Origin of the sequence: Acinetobacter sp. ANC 4805, from assembly GCF_022549495.1 — a bacterium.
Lineage (GTDB): Bacteria > Pseudomonadota > Gammaproteobacteria > Pseudomonadales > Moraxellaceae > Acinetobacter.
Window position 1 is genome coordinate 28,384 of record NZ_JAKZGD010000013.1, and the last position, 20,761, is coordinate 49,144.

Annotated in this window: 21 protein-coding genes; 13 read left to right on the forward strand and 8 right to left on the reverse strand. The window is 40.1% G+C overall.

The features are described from left to right. Positions 1-189: 189 nt before the first annotated feature. From rpoD to MMP60_RS15040, 7 genes are all read left to right on the forward strand, one after another. Positions 190-2,073: an RNA polymerase sigma factor RpoD gene (gene rpoD, locus MMP60_RS15010; protein ID WP_241337144.1), complete on the forward strand. Its 1,884-nt coding sequence runs from the start codon at positions 190-192 to the stop codon at positions 2,071-2,073. A 129-nt stretch (positions 2,074-2,202) separates the two neighbouring features. Continuing rightward, a complete protein-coding gene (locus tag MMP60_RS15015) occupies positions 2,203-2,490 on the forward strand; it encodes a DUF493 domain-containing protein (RefSeq protein WP_005269633.1) in 288 nt (95 codons plus the stop codon). A 139-nt stretch (positions 2,491-2,629) separates the two neighbouring features. Next, the gene (locus MMP60_RS15020; protein WP_241337145.1) at positions 2,630-2,830 is read left to right on the forward strand and encodes a hypothetical protein; all 201 of its coding nucleotides are present in this window, start codon (positions 2,630-2,632) and stop codon (positions 2,828-2,830) included. After that, positions 2,820-3,470 carry a lipoyl(octanoyl) transferase LipB gene (gene lipB, locus MMP60_RS15025; protein ID WP_241337146.1) on the forward strand — a complete coding sequence of 217 codons (651 nt, stop codon included), beginning with the start codon at positions 2,820-2,822 and terminating at the stop codon, positions 3,468-3,470. Before MMP60_RS15020 ends, lipB begins: the two co-directional genes overlap by 11 nt. A gap of 81 nt (positions 3,471-3,551) precedes the next feature. After that, positions 3,552-4,085: a hypothetical protein gene (locus tag MMP60_RS15030; protein WP_005161783.1), complete on the forward strand. Its 534-nt coding sequence runs from the start codon at positions 3,552-3,554 to the stop codon at positions 4,083-4,085. 1 nt (position 4,086) lies between these two features. Then, positions 4,087-5,271 carry an iron-containing alcohol dehydrogenase gene (locus MMP60_RS15035; RefSeq protein WP_241337147.1) on the forward strand — a complete coding sequence of 395 codons (1,185 nt, stop codon included), beginning with the start codon at positions 4,087-4,089 and terminating at the stop codon, positions 5,269-5,271. Positions 5,272-5,523: 252 nt separating this feature from the next. Beyond that, the gene (locus MMP60_RS15040) at positions 5,524-6,927 is read left to right on the forward strand and encodes an APC family permease (protein WP_241337148.1); all 1,404 of its coding nucleotides are present in this window, start codon (positions 5,524-5,526) and stop codon (positions 6,925-6,927) included. A 55-nt stretch (positions 6,928-6,982) separates the two neighbouring features. On the opposite strand, the gene MMP60_RS15045 is transcribed toward MMP60_RS15040, so the two are convergent. Further along, positions 6,983-7,537 carry a flavodoxin family protein gene (locus MMP60_RS15045; protein WP_241337149.1) on the reverse strand — a complete coding sequence of 185 codons (555 nt, stop codon included), beginning with the start codon at positions 7,535-7,537 and terminating at the stop codon, positions 6,983-6,985. Positions 7,538-7,654: 117 nt separating this feature from the next. On the opposite strand from MMP60_RS15045, the gene MMP60_RS15050 reads away from it, so the two are divergent. Then, a complete protein-coding gene (locus MMP60_RS15050) occupies positions 7,655-8,038 on the forward strand; it encodes a helix-turn-helix domain-containing protein (protein WP_241337150.1) in 384 nt (127 codons plus the stop codon). A gap of 354 nt (positions 8,039-8,392) precedes the next feature. On the opposite strand, the gene MMP60_RS15055 is transcribed toward MMP60_RS15050, so the two are convergent. From MMP60_RS15055 to lolA, 5 genes are all read right to left on the reverse strand, one after another. After that, positions 8,393-8,863 (reverse strand): tRNA (cytidine(34)-2'-O)-methyltransferase, encoded by a 471-nt coding sequence (locus MMP60_RS15055; RefSeq protein ID WP_241337151.1) that lies wholly within the window; start codon positions 8,861-8,863, stop codon positions 8,393-8,395. A 122-nt stretch (positions 8,864-8,985) separates the two neighbouring features. Next, positions 8,986-10,359: a siroheme synthase CysG gene (cysG, locus tag MMP60_RS15060; protein WP_241337152.1), complete on the reverse strand. Its 1,374-nt coding sequence runs from the start codon at positions 10,357-10,359 to the stop codon at positions 8,986-8,988. A gap of 67 nt (positions 10,360-10,426) precedes the next feature. Continuing rightward, the gene (gene serS, locus MMP60_RS15065; RefSeq protein WP_241337153.1) at positions 10,427-11,698 is read right to left on the reverse strand and encodes a serine--tRNA ligase; all 1,272 of its coding nucleotides are present in this window, start codon (positions 11,696-11,698) and stop codon (positions 10,427-10,429) included. A 117-nt stretch (positions 11,699-11,815) separates the two neighbouring features. After that, entirely contained in the window at positions 11,816-12,559 is a 744-nt protein-coding gene (locus MMP60_RS15070) for an RsiV family protein (protein WP_241337205.1), read from the reverse strand. 129 nt (positions 12,560-12,688) lie between these two features. Then, positions 12,689-13,387: an outer membrane lipoprotein chaperone LolA gene (lolA, locus tag MMP60_RS15075; protein WP_241337154.1), complete on the reverse strand. Its 699-nt coding sequence runs from the start codon at positions 13,385-13,387 to the stop codon at positions 12,689-12,691. A gap of 300 nt (positions 13,388-13,687) precedes the next feature. Between lolA and MMP60_RS15080 the strand changes: the two genes are divergently transcribed. Next, complete coding sequence (locus tag MMP60_RS15080; protein ID WP_241337155.1) at positions 13,688-14,551, forward strand: pirin family protein; 864 nt, start codon at positions 13,688-13,690, stop codon at positions 14,549-14,551. 76 nt (positions 14,552-14,627) lie between these two features. On the opposite strand, the gene rpmA is transcribed toward MMP60_RS15080, so the two are convergent. Continuing rightward, complete coding sequence (gene rpmA, locus MMP60_RS15085; protein ID WP_005296333.1) at positions 14,628-14,882, reverse strand: 50S ribosomal protein L27; 255 nt, start codon at positions 14,880-14,882, stop codon at positions 14,628-14,630. 19 nt (positions 14,883-14,901) lie between these two features. Then, positions 14,902-15,213: a 50S ribosomal protein L21 gene (gene rplU / locus MMP60_RS15090; protein WP_241337156.1), complete on the reverse strand. Its 312-nt coding sequence runs from the start codon at positions 15,211-15,213 to the stop codon at positions 14,902-14,904. A gap of 447 nt (positions 15,214-15,660) precedes the next feature. Between rplU and sdsA the strand changes: the two genes are divergently transcribed. The 4 genes from sdsA (at position 15,661) to MMP60_RS15110 (ending at position 20,749) form a co-directional block, all read left to right on the forward strand. Further along, positions 15,661-16,638 carry an All-trans-nonaprenyl-diphosphate synthase gene (gene sdsA / locus MMP60_RS15095; protein ID WP_241337157.1) on the forward strand — a complete coding sequence of 326 codons (978 nt, stop codon included), beginning with the start codon at positions 15,661-15,663 and terminating at the stop codon, positions 16,636-16,638. A gap of 14 nt (positions 16,639-16,652) precedes the next feature. Then, positions 16,653-18,704 carry a site-specific recombinase gene (locus MMP60_RS15100; RefSeq protein ID WP_241337158.1) on the forward strand — a complete coding sequence of 684 codons (2,052 nt, stop codon included), beginning with the start codon at positions 16,653-16,655 and terminating at the stop codon, positions 18,702-18,704. Positions 18,705-18,855: 151 nt separating this feature from the next. Further along, a complete protein-coding gene (locus MMP60_RS15105) occupies positions 18,856-19,506 on the forward strand; it encodes a phosphatase PAP2 family protein (protein ID WP_241337159.1) in 651 nt (216 codons plus the stop codon). Next, positions 19,493-20,749, forward strand: a complete 1,257-nt coding sequence (locus tag MMP60_RS15110; protein WP_241337160.1) for an efflux RND transporter periplasmic adaptor subunit — start codon at positions 19,493-19,495, stop codon at positions 20,747-20,749. Before MMP60_RS15105 ends, MMP60_RS15110 begins: the two co-directional genes overlap by 14 nt. The last annotated feature ends 12 nt before the right edge of the window (positions 20,750-20,761 follow it).

Consider the following 20,761-nt stretch of genomic DNA (forward strand, 5'->3'; position numbering starts at 1 on the left):
GAAAAAATTTCTTGAATAGGAATACCCTGCTTGAAAAATTACGACACACCCCCATATTTAACAAACTACAGTTCAATTGAACCTATTTTTTATTTAAAGCAAGCGGATCAAATCCAAAACATTCCTCGTGAATTGTGCTATCATGCACGGTTTTTCACCGCCACAGATTCAACAAAAGAGTAAGCAAAGATGAGCGATATGAATTCCCCTACTTCGCAAGTAGCGGCTCTGATTAGCCGAGGCAAAGAACAAGGTTACTTAACTTACGCTGAGGTTAACGATCATCTACCAGACTCAATTACGGAAAGTGAGCAAATTGAAGACATCATTCAGATGCTTCAAGACGTTGGTATTCCAGTGCATGAACGTGCGCCAGAAACTGACGACACCATGTTTGGTGAATCAACTGAAGCTGCGGATGAAGTAGCTGAAGAAGAAGCTGCTGCCGTACTCGCATCGGTTGAAAGTGAGCCTGGTCGTACCACTGACCCTGTACGTATGTATATGCGTGAAATGGGTACAGTTGAACTTTTGACACGTGAAGGCGAGATTAGCATTGCAAAACGCATCGAAGAAGGTATTCGTGACGTTTTACATTCAATTGCTTACTGGCCTAATGCTGTTGAAGTCGTTTTACAAGAATACAATGACTTTTTAACAGGTGAGCGTCGTCTTGCCGATATTCTTTCTGGTTATTTAGACCCAGAAACAGATGAAGATATTCCAGAAGTTCTCGAAGAAGAAGCAGAGCTTGGAGAAGACGAAAGCGCTTCACCTGCAACAAAAGATGTAAAACTTGATGATGATGACGAAGATGAAGAATCTGAAGGTGATGATGATTCTGAAGGTGAATCTGGACCTGATCCTGAAATTGCCAAAGTCCGTTTTTCTGAACTAGAAACAGCTTGGAATGATACAAAAGCAATTGTAGCAAAACATGGTCGTAATAGTGATGAAGCAAAAGCTGCATTAGAGGCTTTGGCTGCTGTCTTCATGATGTTTAAATTCACACCACGTTTATTTGACATCATCTCAGAAATGATTCGTGGCACACATGATCAAATTCGTACCAACGAACGTGAAATTATGCGTTATGCCGTACGTCGTGGTCGTATGGACCGCAATCAATTCCGCATGACCTTTCCAGAGCAAGAGTCAAATCCAGCTTGGTTAGACGAACAGATTGCCAAAGCGCCTGCTGAAACCAAAGCACATTTGGAAAAAGTACGCCCTGATGTCTTGGCATTCCAACAAAAAATTGCGGATATCGAAAAAGATTTAGATTTAAAAGTTAAAGATATCAAAGATATCTCTAAACGTATGGCCGTTGGCGAAGCAAAAGCACGTCGTGCCAAGAAAGAGATGGTTGAAGCAAACTTACGTTTAGTGATCTCGATTGCAAAAAAATACACCAACCGTGGCTTACAATTCCTTGATCTTATTCAGGAAGGTAACATCGGTTTGATGAAAGCGGTCGACAAGTTTGAATATCGTCGTGGTTATAAATTCTCGACTTATGCAACTTGGTGGATTCGTCAGGCGATTACACGTTCGATTGCAGACCAAGCCCGCACCATTCGTATTCCAGTTCACATGATTGAAACCATCAACAAGATCAATCGTGTTTCACGCCAACTGCTTCAAGAAATGGGACGTGAACCAACGCCTGAAGAATTGGGCGAACGTCTGGAAATGGACGAAGTTAAAGTTCGTAAAGTACTTAAAATCGCAAAAGAACCGATTTCAATGGAAACACCGATCGGTGATGATGAAGATTCACATCTTGGCGACTTCATTGAAGATGGCAACATCACTTCTCCAATTGATGCGGCAACTTCAGAAGGCTTAAAAGAAGCAACGCGTGAAGTACTTGAAAACTTAACTGAACGTGAAGCAAAAGTATTGAAAATGCGTTTTGGTATCGACATGCCAACCGATCATACTTTAGAAGAAGTAGGTAAACAATTTGACGTAACACGTGAACGTATTCGTCAGATCGAAGCAAAAGCATTGCGTAAGCTTCGCCACCCTTCTCGCTCAGAACACTTACGTTCTTTCTTGGAAAATGACTAATTATTGGGAAAGTTTGAGCGATGGTTAAAGCCCTCGCTCATGACTTGAAGTTAAGCACTTCATCCCCATTTAGTTATTAGATCATAAGCGCCTGCACTGATGCAGGCGTTTCAAATTAAGAGGTTGCTCATGTTAGACCGCACTCCTTCTCGTGAATTACAAGAACATCTTTGGGTTTTCCCAATGGACTATCCAATCAAATTGATTGGTGATGCTGGGGATGAACTTCGAGTGGCTGTTGTTGATATTTTGCAGAAGCACTTCCCTGAATTCGATGGTGGTACAGTCAAGGTACAACCTTCACGTACAGGTAAATACCATTCTTTGACCGCACAATTACGCTTCGAAGAATTGGAACAAGTTCATGCGCTATATGCTGATCTTGCAGCCTGCCCTTTAATTAAGACAGCGCTTTAAAAGATTAAGGGCGTACAATGCTACGCCCACTCATAAAATTTCATTTCAAATACTAAATCAATAATACATGAAGCTAATCCTAATTTTTTTCATCATTTTAATTTGGAGTTTTGCTTGCTTCTATGCTGGTTCTTTCAGTATGCAGTTTCATCAAAATTTATGTTATAGCGAAACGCTATCTATCTTAGGTGAAAATTCTATAAAAATATCAAATTCAGGCGACCCAATAATATTTATAAAATGGGCTAAGTTTATTCATAACCTTCCTATTGCTGGATACGAATCAAACTGTGCAGAAATACTTGAGCATGTAAAGCAAGGCGTTAAAAATGAGTTCTAAACCCTCCTTAATCATTCGTTGTTTCAATGATCTACAAGATTACACAACTCGTTTTGAAGCAATGAAAGATTTCACAACCAATCGTGATGAAACCACACCAGATGAAGTTTGGTTATTACAACATCAAGATGTTTTGACTCAAGGGCAAGCAGGTAAAGCTGAACACATCCTTATACCGAGTAACCTTCCGATCGTGCATACTGATCGTGGTGGACAAGTCACTTGGCATGGCAAGGGGCAACTCGTTGCTTATTTCCTATTAGATCTAAATCGTTTGAAATGGCATGTCCGAACTCTAGTCAGCTTTGCTGAACAAGCCATGATTGACTTGCTCAAGCAATACCATATCAATGCCTATGCCAAACCAGATGCGCCAGGTGTCTATGTCGATGGACGGAAAATTGGCTCTCTAGGCTTTAAAATTCGTCGTGGTCGTAGTTATCACGGCTTAGCACTCAATATTGATTGTGCATTAACAGGCTTTCAAACCATTAATCCTTGTGGATACGCAGGTTTAGAAATGGTACGCTTACAAGACATGCTAGAAGATTACCCAAGCTTTGAGCAACTTTGTCATGATTTTATTAGCTATTTACAAAATACAAATTTCTTTCATGACCTTGTAGTCAAATCTGAATAAACTACTTTTAAATTCCAAAGAAATAAATTAGAGTAATTACTCTAAATTTGCTTTTGCATAATTTTAACAAGGGATACGCGAGTGATTTCGACCAAAGCAGTGAAGCCCACTTTGCAATTTGCCTACGTAAAACTCATGATGGATGTCGTCGGTCGTGGTTTAGTAATGGCAAGCCAAGTGGATGACGAAGTACAACAGGAAGTCTCTAAATTTCCAGTTGGCTTTATACTTTCAATGAATGTTTTCCCAAATGGTCCTGCATTTATTGCACGAGTGACTGAAGAAAAACAATTAGAGCTTTTATCCAACTATAAAGGCAAACCTGATTTAACAATTACCTTCAAACATTTAACTCATGCTTTTCTGGTATTTTCTTTCCAAGAAAGTACTGCTCAAGCATTTGCCAATGACCGTATGATTGCTGATGGTGATGTGTCAAGCGCCATTCGCTTAGTGCGTTGTTTGAATAAAATGGAAGCGTTAATTCTACCTAAATTGATTGCCTCACTTGCTGTGAAACGCTATCCAGCTGAATTAACATTCAAAGAAAAATTCACTGGCGCAAAAAATATCTACCTCAAAGTCGCACAATCATACTTCAAACGGAGCGCATAACATGGCTAAGCCTTATTACGAATTTTTCTGTCCTGTAAAAGTAATTGCTGGTAACGCTGCGTTAGAGCACATCCCTTTTGAACTTGCGACTTTAGGCGCAAAACGTCCAATGATCATTACCGATAAAGGCGTACGCGCAAATGGTCTACTCAGCCCAATTGAAGCTGCTTTTAGCACAACAGATGCTGTAATTGGTGCAATTTTTGATGATGTTCCACCCGATTCAAGCTTGGAAGTGGTACGTGCAGCAGCACAACTGTATCGTGAAAAAAAATGTGATGCGATTATTGCGATTGGCGGTGGTTCGGTTATTGATACATCGAAAGCAACTAATATTTTAGTTTCAGAAGGTGGCGATGATTTATTGCAATACTCAGGTGCGCATAACCTACCAAAACCATTAAAGCCATTCTTTGTCATTCCGACAACCTCTGGTACAGGTTCTGAAGCAACAATGGTTGCTGTCGTTTCTGATACGCAAAAGAATGTCAAACTTGCATTTGCTTCTTACTACCTCATGCCACATGCTGCAATTCTTGATCCGCGCATGACACAAACATTGCCGCCACACCTAACCGCAATGACAGGCATGGATGCACTGACTCACTGTGTTGAAGCTTATACCTGCTTAGCAGCGAATCCGTTAAGCGATGCGTATGCAAGTGCGGGTATCAAGAAAATCAGTGAAAACCTATTCAAAGTTTTAGACAACCCAAGTGATGCCCAAGGTCGCTTAGAACTTGCTCAAGCATCAACAATGGCAGGGATTGCGTTCTCGAACTCAATGGTTGGCTTGGTACACTCTCTCGGTCATGCCTTAGGTGCTGTTGCTCACCTGCCTCATGGTCTTTGCATGAACTTATTCCTGCCATATGTGCTTGAATATAACAAAGAAGTCAATGGCGCTAAGATTGGTGAATTATTATTGCCACTTGCTGGTGCAGATATTTATGCACAAACGCCTGCAAACTTACGTGCAGATAAAGCCATTGCAACGATCTTAACCATGCGTGATCGTCTATTCACGCTTACTAAACTTCCTCGTACTTTACGTGAAACAGGTAAAGTGACTGAAGCTCAGTTAGATGAAGTTGCTGAAAAAGCATTAAATGATGGCTCAATCATCTATAATCCAAAAGAAGCAAGTTTACAAGATCTCCGCGCTATCCTACAAAAAGCTTGGTAATTCAATTCGTTAAATAGATAATTTAACGCATCAAACCCCGATATCAACCTGTTATCGGGGTTTTTATATTTTAGGTGAATCTTTATTCATCTTTTTGTCTACCTATTTGGCAAAAAAATTGCTAAAACAAGCATAAAAGTACTGACAATTTATAACAAACTACGATAAATTGGCGCACTTCTATTTTCTGTAGCAGGGATCATTTTCGTCTCAAATGATCCTTAAACCATAGCTGATCCTTGATCAACGATTATGAGGATAACGCCGTTGACAAATACTTCTGGGACTCCATCGGTAGCTAAACTACAAAAAACGCTTGGTCTCTGGCACATTATCATTATTGGCTTGGCCTATATTCAACCGATGACCTTGTTTGATACTTTCGGTCTGGTATCAGAAGAAAGCTATCATCATGTTCCAACCTCTTATATTGTGGCATTGATTGCGATTTTATTTACATCACTAAGCTATGGGCACATGATTCGCCGCTATCCGTCTTCAGGATCGGCTTATACGTACGCACAAAAATCAATCCATCCCAATGTTGGCTTTATGGTGGGCTGGTCTTCTTGGCTTGATTATTTACTATCGCCAATGGTGAATATTATCTTGGCAGGAATTTATCTAGATGCCTTATTTCCAAGTGTAAACCATTGGGTTTGGGTTATTGTACTAACAGCCTTTATGACTGGTGTAAATTTACGTGGCGCTCGTTTCGTTGCAAACTTTAATAGTATGATTGTTTTAGTGCAACTAATCGTCATTGGGGTGTTTACGTACTTAGTCTATAGCAAATTACAAATGGGCTATAATGCTGAAGGTCCAATTACCGCAGAAACGCGTTATCAACTTTGGAGCTTACAGCCGTTCTGGAATGAATTAACTTCTGTAGGTGCATTGATTACAGGAGCAACATTATTGTGCTTCTCATTTACAGGTTTTGATTCACTGAGCTCACTTGCTGAAGAAACTAAAGATACAGAAAAAACCTTACCGAAAGCGATTTTCTTGACGGCTTTATTTGCGGGTGTGATCTTTATTATCAGCACCTACTTTATGCAAATCTATTTCCCAAATGATCCAAAGAGCTATTTCCAAGATGTTGCTGCAACGCAACCTGACATTTTATTATTGGTCGGTGGTTCATTGTTCCAGTCCTATGTATTGGCATTTGCAATCGTGACCGTGATGGCTTCAGGGATTTCTGCACATGCAGGGGTATCTCGTTTAATGTATGTCATGGGACGAGATGGGGTGATTAATAAGAAAATCTTCGGTCACATTAATCCAAAGAACTTCACCCCTTCTTATAACATTATCATTGTCGGTATTGTCGCCTTAGCTGCTGGACTCATGAGTCTTGATATTGTGATTTCAATGATTAGCTTTGGTGCGTTGATTGCATTTACTTTTGTGAATCTCTCAGTGATTTCTCGTTATGCCTTACGTGATGGTCGCACCAAAAATATCAAAGATATCTTCAACTTTGTCATTATTCCATTGCTTGGCTTTTTGAGTGTCTTTGCAATGTGGTTAGAAATCGAAGAAACGGCGCTAAAATATGGTTTATGGTGGGCAATGTTTGGTGTTTTATATCTTGGCTATAAAACCAAAGGCTTTAAATATAATGCACCTCAACATAATGAACATGAATAAAAATACCTAAATATAGAAAAGGCGCTGAATGCGCCTTTTCTATTAACTCTAGAGTTTAACCATGTAGTCTTTCAACAATCGATTGAACACGTTGCGCATACAGCTTCGCTGTTTCTAAGTCTCCCGTTGGAATCTCATCAACGCTTGCATCAGCAGGAGATTGAACCAACAAGCCAACTGAACCACCTAGATTATTCACATCCTCACGTTTGGCTGCTTTAGTATTCGCTGGGAGTAAACCTAAGCTCACCCAAAGACCACCATGCTGAGATGCTAGAGTCTGCAATTGAATCAGCGTCACTTGCTTATCACCATTCAGACTTGCACTATTGGTAAAACCTGCAAAAACCTTATCTTGCCAACCACGTGTGTACCATAGTTTTGAAGAAGCATCGGCAAATTTCTTAAATTGCCAAGGTGCTGTTCCCATATATGTAGGTGCACCAAATACAATGGCTTGAGCCTCATTTAAAGTTTGCCAATCTTGCTCTGTAATCTCGCCATTCTGATCAATTTCAATCAGTGCAGCATCAATCGGTTGTGCAAAAGTTTCCGCAATCACTTTGGTGTGACCATAACCAGAGAAATAAACCACTGCAATTTTTGTCATGAGATGATCCAAAATTTTTAAAAAGTTCGATTTAATGATATATTTTAGAAACTAGGTGTCAATTAGTTACCAACTGGTAACTAGGTGTGCTAAATGAATAAATCGAGGGTTAAAAACATGAATCAGGAATTAAAATATAATATTTATCAACAACATTGCCCTGCTCGATTATTTTTTGAAAAAATTGCAGATAAATGGGTTCTATTGATTATTAATGTACTTGCGAGAGAAATTCAGCACTTCAATTTACTCAAAAAGAGCATTCAGGGTATTTCACCGAAAGTGCTTTCGCAAAAATTAAAAATGCTTGAACGAGATGGTTTTATCGAGCGACAGGTGCAAAACACCTCTCCCATTCGTGTTGATTATTCATTGACCCCATTGGGTTTAGAAGTCGCAAAAATGGCATATCAATTGAAAGATTGGGCTGAAAGTAACATTGAACAAGTCATTTATGCGCAACAGCGCTTTGATGCAATTCAACAAGAGGAAACTGAATAATCTCAGAAGCTTAAATTCCTCAATGAGCATTGATAAGCATTACAAAGAGCAGGAAAGCCCGTCTGTTCTCTGCTTAACAACCAGTCACGGCAGTAAAGACAATGATGAGTGTTTAAAATAGATCGTACGGGCTTCACCCCATTAACAATTCAAGCTAAATGATGAAATATATCGTTTTATTGCGATTTGAAAGCACTTAGATTGATGAGATTGTGAATAAATCACAAACTCATCATCTCAAGATTTCAGCAGAAGCTAAATACAATCCTAATATGCATCATCAGAAGATTCCGTTAAAGACGATAGGCATCTTGCAACATTCCATGAGGATATTGATGAATGAACCATCGCATATTAGAGTTGTTTAAAACCCTGTTGCCTCCAAGCTTCATAGACGATTACCGCAGTCGCGTTAGAGAGATTTAAGCTTCTTGAGTTCTCAGCCATCGGCAAACGAATCCATTGCTCTTGCGGAAACATGAGACGGACTTGCTCAGGCAAACCCCGTGTTTCAGGTCCCATTAACAAAGCGATAGGACGATTCAAATCAACCGTGTGCGGTGTTGCTGTGCCTTTAGTGGTCAGTGGAAAAATATGTTCTACACCCTTCGCTTTTAAATCAGCAAGGCATAATTCGATATTGTCCCAAATCTGCATTCTTGCCCATTCATGGTAATCCAAACCTGCACGTTTCAATTTCTTATCATCCAGTTCAAAACCCAAAGGTTTGACCAAATGTAATTGAGCGCCTGTATTGGCACATAAACGAATGATATTACCTGTATTGGCAGGAATCTCAGGCTCGTATAAGACGACATGAATCACAAATTTTCTCTACTGTTCATAATCTCCCTTGCGGAGCTATAAACGCTCCTCACCTCTTTTACAAAGAGGGGAATTTCTCCCTTTTTTAAAAGGTGAGGAGCTGTGCTCCACAAGGAGAGATTTTATTGCCATTTTAACTGTTCGCGTAGGCTCACCACTTCACCAATAATGGTTAAAGTTGGTGCTACGATATGATGTTCAGATACTTTGCTTGCAATATCCGCTAAAGTCCCAACCACGACATTTTGCTCAGGCGTTGTTCCTTTTGAGATCAAAGCAACAGGCATACTTGGACGTTGACCATGTGCAATCAATTGCTCACAAATACGTTCTAAACCCACCAAGCCCATGTATAACACGAGTGTTTGGTTTTCATAAACCAATTCATTCCAAGGTAGCTCTGGTGAACCTTCCTTTAAATGCCCTGTTAAGAATCGTACACTTTGTGCATAATCCCGATGTGTCAATGGAATCCCAGCATAAGCAGAACAACCCGATGCCGCGGTAATCCCTGGTACAACTTGGAAAGTCACATCAGCTTCAACTAATTCTTGAATTTCCTCACCGCCACGCCCAAAGATAAATGGATCACCGCCTTTTAAGCGACAAACACGCTTCCCTTGTTGAGCATATTCAACCAGCAGCGCATTAATACCATCTTGTGGAACGGAGTGATTAGAACGTGCCTTACCTACATAAATCTTTTCAGCATCACGGCGACACAACTCCAAGATCGGTGCAGAGACCAAACGATCATAAATCACTACATCAGCTTGTTGCATCAAGCGTAATGCTTTTAAAGTTAAAAGTTCAGGATCACCTGGTCCAGCCCCAACCAAATACACCTCACCTTTCGGTGCAGTCCATTCAGTTAATGCTTGTTGAATCAGACCATTTGCCACTTCAAGGTTGTCATTAAAGACCTGTTCTTTTAGCGGGCTGGCATATAAATTTTCCCAAAAAATACGGCGCTCGTCTGGGTTCTCAATTTTTTCTTTCACCTTTTTACGCCATTGACCCGAAAACTCAGCCAGTTTCCCCATACCATGTGGAATCGTCGTTTCTAACTGAGTACGAATTTGGCGTGACAAAACTGGTGATGCGCCATTTGAAGCAACCGAAATGACCAAAGGCGAACGGTCAATAATTGCAGGCACCATAAAGCGGCAATGTGGAATATCATCCACGCTATTGACGAGAAGATTGCGCGCTTCACATTGCTCAAAGACCGTTTTATTGACATCAGGCTGATCTGTCGCAGCAATCACTAAGCGATAAGGCGTTGTCAGAATACGTTCAGAAAAAGGCGCTTTGATGTACTGACCTAATGACTTTTCAACTAATCGTTGTAGATCAGGCTCAATCTCTGGTGCAATCACATCAACGATTGCACCCGCTTTGACTAATAAATTTGCTTTGCGGTAGGCAATATGCCCACCACCAACAATCAGACAACGTTGCTGTTGCAACTTTAAAGAGATTGGGAAAATTTCCACGATACGCCTCTATATTTCTTAGATCTGATTGAGCTAAAGCAAAAACTATGCACAAATTCGATGCATTTTAGTCGATATAGCTAATACCGCCCATATATGGACGTAAAACTTCAGGAATTTCAATCGAACCATCAACACGTTGATAGTTTTCCATCACCGCAAGCAAGGTACGACCGACTGCCAAACCAGAACCATTCAAAGTATGCACCAATTCGATCTTCTTTTGATCGACACGGTAGCGTGCTTTCATACGACGTGCTTGGAAATCGCCCATATTTGAGCAACTTGAGATTTCACGATAGGTATTTTGGCTTGGCACCCACACTTCTAAGTCATAAGTCTTGGTTGCACCGAAGCCCATGTCACCACCACAGAGCAAAATTTTGCGATACGGTAAGCCTAATGCCTGCAAAATGCCCTCTGCATGTGCAGTTAGGTCTTCAAGTGCCTGCATTGAGTGCTCTGGTTTTGAAATTTGCACCATTTCGACCTTATCGAACTGATGTTGGCGAATCAAACCACGCGTATCACGACCATAAGAACCTGCTTCACTACGGAAACACGGTGTATGTGCTGCGTATTTCAGCGGCAAACGATCTGCATCTAAAATTTCATCACGCACAAAGTTGGTGACTGGCACTTCTGCGGTCGGAATCAGGTAATATTCTTTTTCACCTTGGAGCTTGAATAAATCTTCTTCGAACTTTGGTAATTGACCTGTACCACGCAAGCTATCCGCATTGACCAAATAGGGTACATACGCTTCGGTATAACCATTTTTAAGCGTATGTGTATCTAACATAAACTGCGTCAAAGCACGTTGTAAACGTGCCAAAGGACCTTTAAGTACGCTGAAACGTGAACCTGTTAATTTAGTCGCTGTTTCGAACTCAAGACCGCCCATCCACTCACCAAGATCGGTATGGTCTTTAATTTCAAAATCAAATTGACGTGGCGTGCCCCACTTTAAGATTTCAAGATTGTCACTTTCATCTTTACCTTCTGGAACAGATTCATCAGGTAAGTTCGGAATCGCAAGCGATTTTTGCTCAAGCTCTGTTTGCAACTCAGCCAAAGCGACTTCAGCAGTTTTGATTTCATCACCAATAGCAGCCATACGTGCCATGATCTCAGAAGCATCACCACCTGATTTTTTGATTTGACCGACTTGTTTTGCACCAGCATTACGCTCTGCTTGTAAGTTCTCAGCTTTGGATTGCAAATCTTTACGGCGAACTTCTAAATCAGCCCACTCTTGTGCATTAAGCTGAATACCACGTTTTGCTAAAGCAGCATTGACTGCTTCAATATTATTTCTGAGTAATTTTGGGTCGATCATAATCAATCATGAATAGAGAAAAAACTGGCTATAGTGTAAGGCTTTAACCTAAAAAAATACAGCGATTGGCAATAAAGTATCAGCATCGACAAACAAGATGCAGATGCTGAATACAAACTAATTTGGTTCTTTCGGCAAGCTTGGCAAATATTCAGCTTTAATGAATTGCTTCGCTGCATAATATGGCAAGGTCAACTCACTCATGCCTTCTGCATAAGAAGCCAACTCATACAGCGGATAAACAAATACAATTCCATTCACGCCATAGTAATAGTTATCACTGACCTGTAATTGCTCTTTTTTAATATGATGCTCTTCCAACCAATTTTGATTGGATACATATAACTCATCACGCAGTTTTTGATTCATATTCGCTTTGATGAGCTCACTCACGGTAATGTGCTTCTTATTGGATAAATCAAAATTTACAAACTCTTGATGCGACATACCATGGGCTGCACCCGCAGAATAGGAATAGGTCTGCATCGCAAAAGTCGCTAAATTATAATTCTGCCCCACGAAACGCACATAGGTGCTGCTCTCACTAAGCGATGGTTGATCAGCAGGCACTTTTACTTTTTGATCAGCAAGATTAGAAAATGCATTTGGCTCTGCTTTTTTCATCCGATTGACAAAATAATCATCAATCCATTTCTGATTGGTTTCCACCGTTTGTAAGTCATATTGGGTACAACCATCCTCCAAACAGACTTTTTGTTTTGGAATTTTGACTGCAACGACTTTGGCTTGGATCAACGGAATGTCTATTTTGCTCTCATTTGCAGGCTGACAACCAACGAATGTCATAACAGTAAGAATCGAAAAAAGTGGAATAAGGGTTGATCGTTTTATTGTATGCATCACGGTGTAAGTCTCGAATGTTTTTCTTCACTATACAAAGCCTTGCACTCAGATGAAATTAAGAAATGTATCTAACTTTCCCAAATTCCAAAAGCCACAATACTGCGGCTTTTGGAATGAAAGAATAAATCACTGATCAATAATATCCGTACCCTTAGGCGGTGTGAAACTAAACACCGAGGCTGGAATCGCTTGATTCACTTTAATATTACTAAAACGTACATAAGTGGTTTGACCCAAAGAGTCCTGTAATACCATCAAATTCGGCGCTTTATTTGCACCAAAACTAATGGTCAAGCTTTGAAATGCACCATCCTGTTGTTTTGGGTACAAGGTGTAATACAGCTTGCTACGATCAGGCTGAGTCACTCGATAAGACTGCATGATCTGATTGGTATTGCCCGATAACAATAAAGCAGGCGTATTGGCAATCTGATCATCTAAACTTTGACGTACCGCTTGCTGTAAATCAGGATCATAAATCCAAACCACCTTACCTGTCGTCACAATGGTTTGCTTCGCAGGGCTAATGGTTTCCCAATAAAATTTCCCAGGGCGTTCAACTTTCATCGTTCCCTTAAAGGTCTGATTCATATGTTGTGCTGTTAAGCCTTTTTTTGGTAATGCTTTGTTATTAGAGTCGACTTTAGTGGTTTGTTCAAAATCTGCTGTGAATCGCTGCAAACCTGATAACTGCTGAACCAGACTGGTTGTTGCTTGTTGAGCCGATGCAGCGACAGGTGCAGCAAATACCTGAGTACCCACAACAGGAGCAAGTGTCATTACACTTAAAGTTGTAGCATAAGCAATTTTTTTTACGAAATTCATAAAAACAACCTTTAATCAGATTTCTACTGTTATGGCGACATCTTACTGTTTTTGATCATTAAAAGAATGAAGAAAAGCATCGGTTTTGTGTAGTTCGTGTCGCAAAGTTCTGCATTATGTATGAAGTTGCAGCCTTTATGTAGAAATTGTAATACTAGGAATTTACTTTTTGACCAATCTCTGTGTATCACCCAGCTCAATCATTCATTTCCAATCACAGAAATGATGCCTAAAGAATGGACTAGACGAAAGACTAAATTTTGCTAGTCTAAAGATGAGCGACCTCAAAAAGTATAAATCATGAAAAGCCTTGCCTTTATCCACCGTAATGATACCCACTTTGCTATCGGTGACTTCTATCCTGCACTTTCTGTATTTTCCTATCAGGAACTAGGCAACACCACTTCACCATTTTTACTCTTAGATCATCTTGGGCCAGGTCGTTTAGAACCTAAAAGCAATAAAAAGGGAGTTAATCAACATCCTCATCGTGGGTTTGAAACAGTGACCTTTGTTTTTGCAGGTGAATTGGAACATCAGGATTCTATCGGCAATGGTGGTATTATCGGACAAGGTGATGTGCAATGGATGACTGCCGCATCAGGTATACAACATATTGAACAATTTAGCCCTAAATTTAGAGAGCAAGGTGGCTATTTTGAAATGGTGCAACTGTGGGTCAACTTACCCGCAAAAGATAAAATGTCCACACCTCACTACCAGAGTTTATTAAACAACACGATCCCAAAAATCTTGTTAAAAAATGATGTAGGTTATGTCCGTATCGTAGCTGGACAGTTTCAAAATACCCGTGGTATTGCCCAAACATTTAGCCCAATGAATGTCTTGGATGTGCATCTAAAAAAAGGTTATCAAATTACACTTCCTGCCAATCATGGTGACACAACTTTAATTTATTTGCGTCGAGGCAAAATTCAATTTTCTGCGGATGAAGACATTTTAGAAGAACAAGCAATGGCAATGATGTCTAGTTTCGATACTGATGTTGCTATTACAGCTTTGGAAAATTGTGATTTATTATTTTTATCTGCCCCACCCTTACAAGAACCAATTAATGGGCATGGTTTTTTCGTGATGAATCACTATGATGAAATTTTACAAGCTTATGAAGACTTGAAAACGGATAGGTTTGGCAAATACTAAAATCACTCACCAATTTCAAAATTAAATACTCATAAAAAAACCCGCTAAAAAGCGGGTTTTTCTGAACGATTAAAGCTTAAGCTTCAACAGTTACATAGCGACGGCCAAATTGACCTTTCACTTCAAATTTTACTACGCCGTCAGCAGTAGCAAATAAAGTATGGTCACGACCCATACCAACATTTGCACCAGCGTGGAACTCAGTACCACGTTGACGAACGATGATGTTACCAGCAGTTACAGTTTGACCACCGTAAATTTTAACACCAAGCATTTTAGGGTTCGAATCACGACCGTTCTTCGTCGAACCACCGGCTTTTTTAGTTGCCATGTCTCATTACTCCTCGTGATTAGCCTGAAATAGCTGTAATTTTCAACTCAGTAAACCATTGACGGTGACCTTGTTGCTTACGATAGTGCTTACGACGACGCATTTTGATGATGCGAATTTTGTCGTGACGACCATGGCTAACTACTTCTGCAGTTACTTTTGCGCCAGCTACAACTGGAGCACCGATTTGAATGCTGTCACCGCTTACAACCATTAATACGTCATCAAACGTAATCGTTGAACCAGTTTCTGCTTTCAATAATTCTACTTTAAGGGTTTCACCCTCAACAACACGGTGCTGTTTACCACCGCTTTGGATTACTGCGTACATAATGTACTCCAACATGCCCGTGTCGTCGTGCCGATAAAGGGATATATCGTTCTTAAGACGATCGCCACTGGGGTTATACAAGGGGACAAATTTTAAGTGAAAATTGATCAAACAACAAGTCATTTTGCATAAATGCAAACATATTGCTAAGTTGCTTGGATTTTTGAATGAAATCAATTAGATTGATGGCGCGTGTTTTGATTGATTCTGATCAGAATTTGAAATACATTTTTTAAAACAAATTGCGACAATAACAAACTGTGTTTTTACAAAGTCATAAGTAGAGTGATAACGGTTGGTAGAGAATTTCTTTTTTTGCCTAAATTAAAACCAAAAAACTCATCATCATGTTTTAAATGACGGATTACACAGCCTGTATAACTGTTTAGCAGTAGATTAATTGATACACTTAGCAACATTATCCACCTATACGAGGTTTTCCTTCAGATGGTTATCGATTTTAAGCAAGACATTCTCTCCCCTGTTGCGACAGATTTTGCTGCGATGGATCACCTGATCAATGAAGGAATCAGTTCTAAAGTTGGTCTTGTCATGTCAGTCAGCAAACATGTGGTTGAAGCAGGTGGTAAACGCATGCGCCCAATCATGTGCTTACTTGCTGCTCGTGCTTGTAATATCGCAAATATGGAACAAGCTCAACACTTAGCTGCCATTATCGAAATGCTGCATACAGCGACCTTGGTGCATGACGATGTGGTTGATGAATCGAACTTGCGTCGTGGTCGTCCAACCGCAAATGCGACTTGGAATAACCAAACTGCTGTTTTAGTCGGTGACTTTTTAATTGCACGTGCTTTTGATTTATTAGTCGATCTCAACAACATGACTTTATTGAAAGATTTCTCAGCTGGAACATGTGAAATCGCTGAAGGTGAAGTCCTTCAATTACAATCGCAGCACCAACCAGAGACCACTGAAGAAATTTATTTGAGAATTATTCATGGTAAGACATCACGTCTATTTGAACTTGCCACTGAAGGCGCTGCCATTTTAGCAGGTGCTGAAGAATATCGAGAACCACTACGCCGCTTTGCAGGTCATTTTGGCAATGCTTTCCAAATTATTGATGATATTTTAGACTATACCTCCGATGCGGAAACATTAGGTAAAAATATTGGTGATGATTTAATGGAAGGTAAACCCACTTTACCATTAATTTCAGCCTTAGCTCACTCAACTGGTGATGACCATGCGATTATTCGTCGCAGCATCGCAACAGGTGGTATCGAGCATTTGGACAAAGTCATTGAAATTGTTCATCACTCAGGTGGCTTAGACTACTGTCAAAAACGTGCTCAACAAGAAACGGATGCCGCTTTAGAAGCGTTAAAAGCGCTACCAGATAATGAATATCGCCAAGCATTGATTAATTTGACTTTAATGGCCTTACATCGACTTCAATAATTTTATGAGCGCCTATGCATCTAACTTTATCTGATTTATTTTTAAAAATGCAGGAACAGCTTGATCAAAACCAAGCTGTTCTTGATGAAAACCTTCTCATCGAATTGGTTAACCGCTTGAGACCAAAACATCCAAAGGATGCGGAGCAAATCAAACAGCAAGTTCAAAGCTTGATTAAAATATTATTATTGACACCAAATTCAATAAGTTTATTACAAAATTTCTTACTTAAATTAATCAGCCAATACAAACAAATTAGCTTATATGCTGATAGTGGTATTCTTTCACTGGATGGTTTCTGGAATCAATTCAGCCAACGCATCGGCGCACATTTTCTGCCTTTGGTTGAGGATAGCCATCAACTCAAAACACTGGTAGGAAAAGTCTTTCATCAAGAGACAGATAGTGAATGGCTAGATCTCATCGACAATCAGGATTGGATCACCTTATTTAACTTATTGGGTGCAAGTCAAAGTAACAGCATCGAAAAACAGATTTCTAAAAATGAATTAGTCAAAGCCATTACCGTTTTGTCTTATCGCATCAGTGGTATTGGTTTATATCCCGAATTTATTGATGCTCAACCCGACCTCACTGAATATGAATCTCCTTTTTTGGTTCAAAATCGAGAAATTGTAGAATTCATCGAAAAGTATAAAAAACAAATTGATGACCCCAATACAGTCATCGTACTGCCTCCACCCGATGCATCTCAAGCATTTGTGATGCTAGATCAGTGCCGTGAAGTGGTACTCAAAATTCGCCGCGCAACCAAACGCATTGGTGTCAGTGTAAGTTTGACCTATTTATTGTCTTTACTTGGACAGGCAATCGATCGTATTGAACTCTTGCTCAGTTTATTAGTAAGTAAAAACGACATACGCTACCTTGCGCTTGGTGAACTTCTTAGCGACTTTACCAAAGCACATTATGATGAAAAAAGTGTCCGCCATTTATTGAGCTCAACCAGCGAGTTAATTGCATTACAAGTGACAGAGAATGCTAGTAAAACAGGCGAACACTATGTCAGTACTGATAAAGCTGGTTTTTGGGGTATGTATAAGGCTGCCGCAGGTGCAGGTGCGGTTATTGCAACCATGGCGACCTTGAAGATTTTGACTGCTCGTTTGGTGTTAGCACCTTTTACACATGCATTTTTATACAGCATGAACTATGCCTTAGGCTTCATGTTCATTCATGTCTTACATTTTACCGTTGCGACCAAGCAACCCGCCATGACAGCCGCAGCACTTGCAGCAACTGTGCAACATCAAAAAGGCAGTAAAACAGCTCAGATTGCTGAATTAGCCGCATTAATTATTAATATTATCCGTACTCAATTTATTGCCATTCTCGGTAATATCTCAATTGCGATTCCTGTCGCGGCTTTAATTACTTTTTTATGGCAATACAATCTGCACGAACCTTTACTTTCAGCAACAAAAGCAGCTAAAACGTTACATGATCTAAACCCCTTCACTTCTTTAGCCGTTCCTCATGCCGCGATTGCAGGCGTCTGTTTATTTTTTTCAGGGTTGCTGGCAGGTTACTTCGATAATTTAGCCATTTACCGAAAAGTTGGTCCTCGTTTAAAACAGCATCGGCATTTGAAACGTTGGATGGGACAACAACGCTTAGATAAATTTGCCAATTATATTGAAACCAATCTAGGTGCTTTGGCTGGTAATTTCCTTTTTGGCATTATGTTGGGCAGCATGGGAACGATTGGCTTTATTCTCGGCTTACCTTTAGATATTCGTCATATCGCCTTTGCTTCTGCTAATTTTATTCAGGGCCTCATGACCATTGACAGTCCTGATATTGGTTTAATTGTTGTGTCATTCTTCGGAGTTATGCTGATCGGCTTAACCAATTTATTTGTGAGTTTTACGCTGACAGTCATCGTGGCTCTTCGTGCCCGCCGTGTTCGTTTCGCTCAGTGGAAACCGTTAGCCAAACTGGTCATGACACACTTTTTAACCAGACCAAGTGACTTTTTCTGGCCACCGAATCAACCTGTTCAGTTGGAAGAACGTAATAAAACAGAGCAAAAAGTAAGACACTAATCGAATTTTGTTATGTTTTTTTACTGAACCTTATAAAAAGATGAAAATGAAATTATCATAAAATTTCAAGACTTGACCAGAAGTGTACTCGCGAGTACACTTTAAAATATTCGATAACCCTGAACAATGGTTAAGCAAATAAGAGGTTCGCATGCCGTACCTATTGCTTTGTATTGGTTGCTTTTTTTTAGGATTCGGTGTGATTGGGTTCATTTTTTCCAACACATCAAATTTAGACCTTTTGAGTGTTCAAGCTTTTTTTGAACATCGTTCATTAATGCTTAACCATGTAACAGTTCTGCTTTCTCTCATCGGTGGAATGCCATTTTTATTATTTTTAACTACATTTTTGTGTATGTATCAAACTTGGATTAAAAACTATAAGAATGTGATTTTTATCACTTTAAGTATAAGCGGAAGTATTGTGATTGGTTGGCTTCTGAAATGGAGTATTGATCGACCAAGACCATTGGAGTTTTATCACTTGGTTCAAAGCTATGGCGCATCATTCCCAAGTGCCCATAGCCTTTACGCCGCAACCCTTGCGAGTTTAATGATGTTATTGCTTCAGCAACATAAGTACCGCACGAGTGTCATTTTAGTATCTACTTTGTGGTTTATTTTCATGGGGATATCTAGAGTTTATGCAGGGGTTCACTTTCCAACTGATGTATTCGCAGGTTGGGGAATTGGGTTGATTTGGACTTCATTGCTTTGGTTTTGGCTGTATCAAAGCAATTTCAGCAACAATTTGTTTTTAGACAAGAAATCTAAATTGAGGTGGAATAATGATGTCGGCTAAGCTTTGGGCACCTGCCCTGACTGCTTGCGCATTAGCAACAAGCATTGCGCTTGTTGGTTGTAGCAAAGACCCTAAAGATGCACAGCAAACTGCTGCTGCACAAAAAATGCCACCTCCAGAAGTCGGTGTCATCGTTGCACAACCACAAAGCGTTGAACAAAACGTTGAACTTTCAGGTCGAACATCTGCATATCAGATTTCAGAAGTTCGACCACAAACTGGTGGTGTTATCTTAAAACGTTTATTTGCTGAAGGCAGTTATGTTCAAGCAGGTCAGGCGCTTTATGAAATTGATGCAAATACCAATCGTGCAACTGTAGACAGCGCGCGTGCAACCTTACTCCGTCAGCAAGCGAACTTAAATGCGCTACGTGTCAAAGAAGGTCGTTATCGTCAACTTGTGGGAACAAATGCTGTTTCCAAACAAGAATATGATGATATTAATGCACAAGTGCAACTGGCTGAAGCTGACGTCGCAGCATCACAAGCAGCACTGAAAAATGCTGAAATTACGTTGGGTTACTCAACTGTACGCGCACCTATTTCAGGGCAATCGAGTCGCTCTTCTGTGACGTCTGGTGCTTTAGTCACAGCAAACCAAGCAGATCCTTTAGTGACAATCCAACAACTTGATCCGATTTATGTCGATATTAATCAGTCAAGTGCTGAGTTATTACGTCTGCGCCAACAACTCAATAAAGGTAGCTTAGACAACAGCAATAATACGCGTGTCAAAATTACCCTTGAAGATGGTTCAGATTACCCACTCGAAGGACAATTGGCATTTTCTGGTGCAAGTGTAAATCCTGAAACAGGTACAGTCACTTTACGTGCGGTATTCCCAAATCCAAACCACTTGTTATTACCAGGTATGTATGCAACTGCAAAGATTTCTCAAGCAGTTTTACCAAATGCTTACTTGATTCCACAAGCAGCCGTAACACGTTTACCAACTGGGCAAGCGATTGCTTTAATTGTAAATGCGAAAGGTGCAATTGAAACTCGACCAATCACAACCGTAGGCGTGAAAGGTCAAGACTGGATTGTTACTGATGGCTTAAAAGCGGGTGATAAAGTTGTTGTTGATGGTGTTGCGAAGGTCAAAGAGGGACAAGAGGTCTCTGCTAAACCTTATCAACCGCAGGCAAAAGCACCACAAGGTCAAAATGCGACGCCTCAAGCAACTGAACAAAAGCAAGTCAATTCACCAAAAGCTGAACAAAAAGCAACTTCACAAGCTTAAGGGGTAGATTGC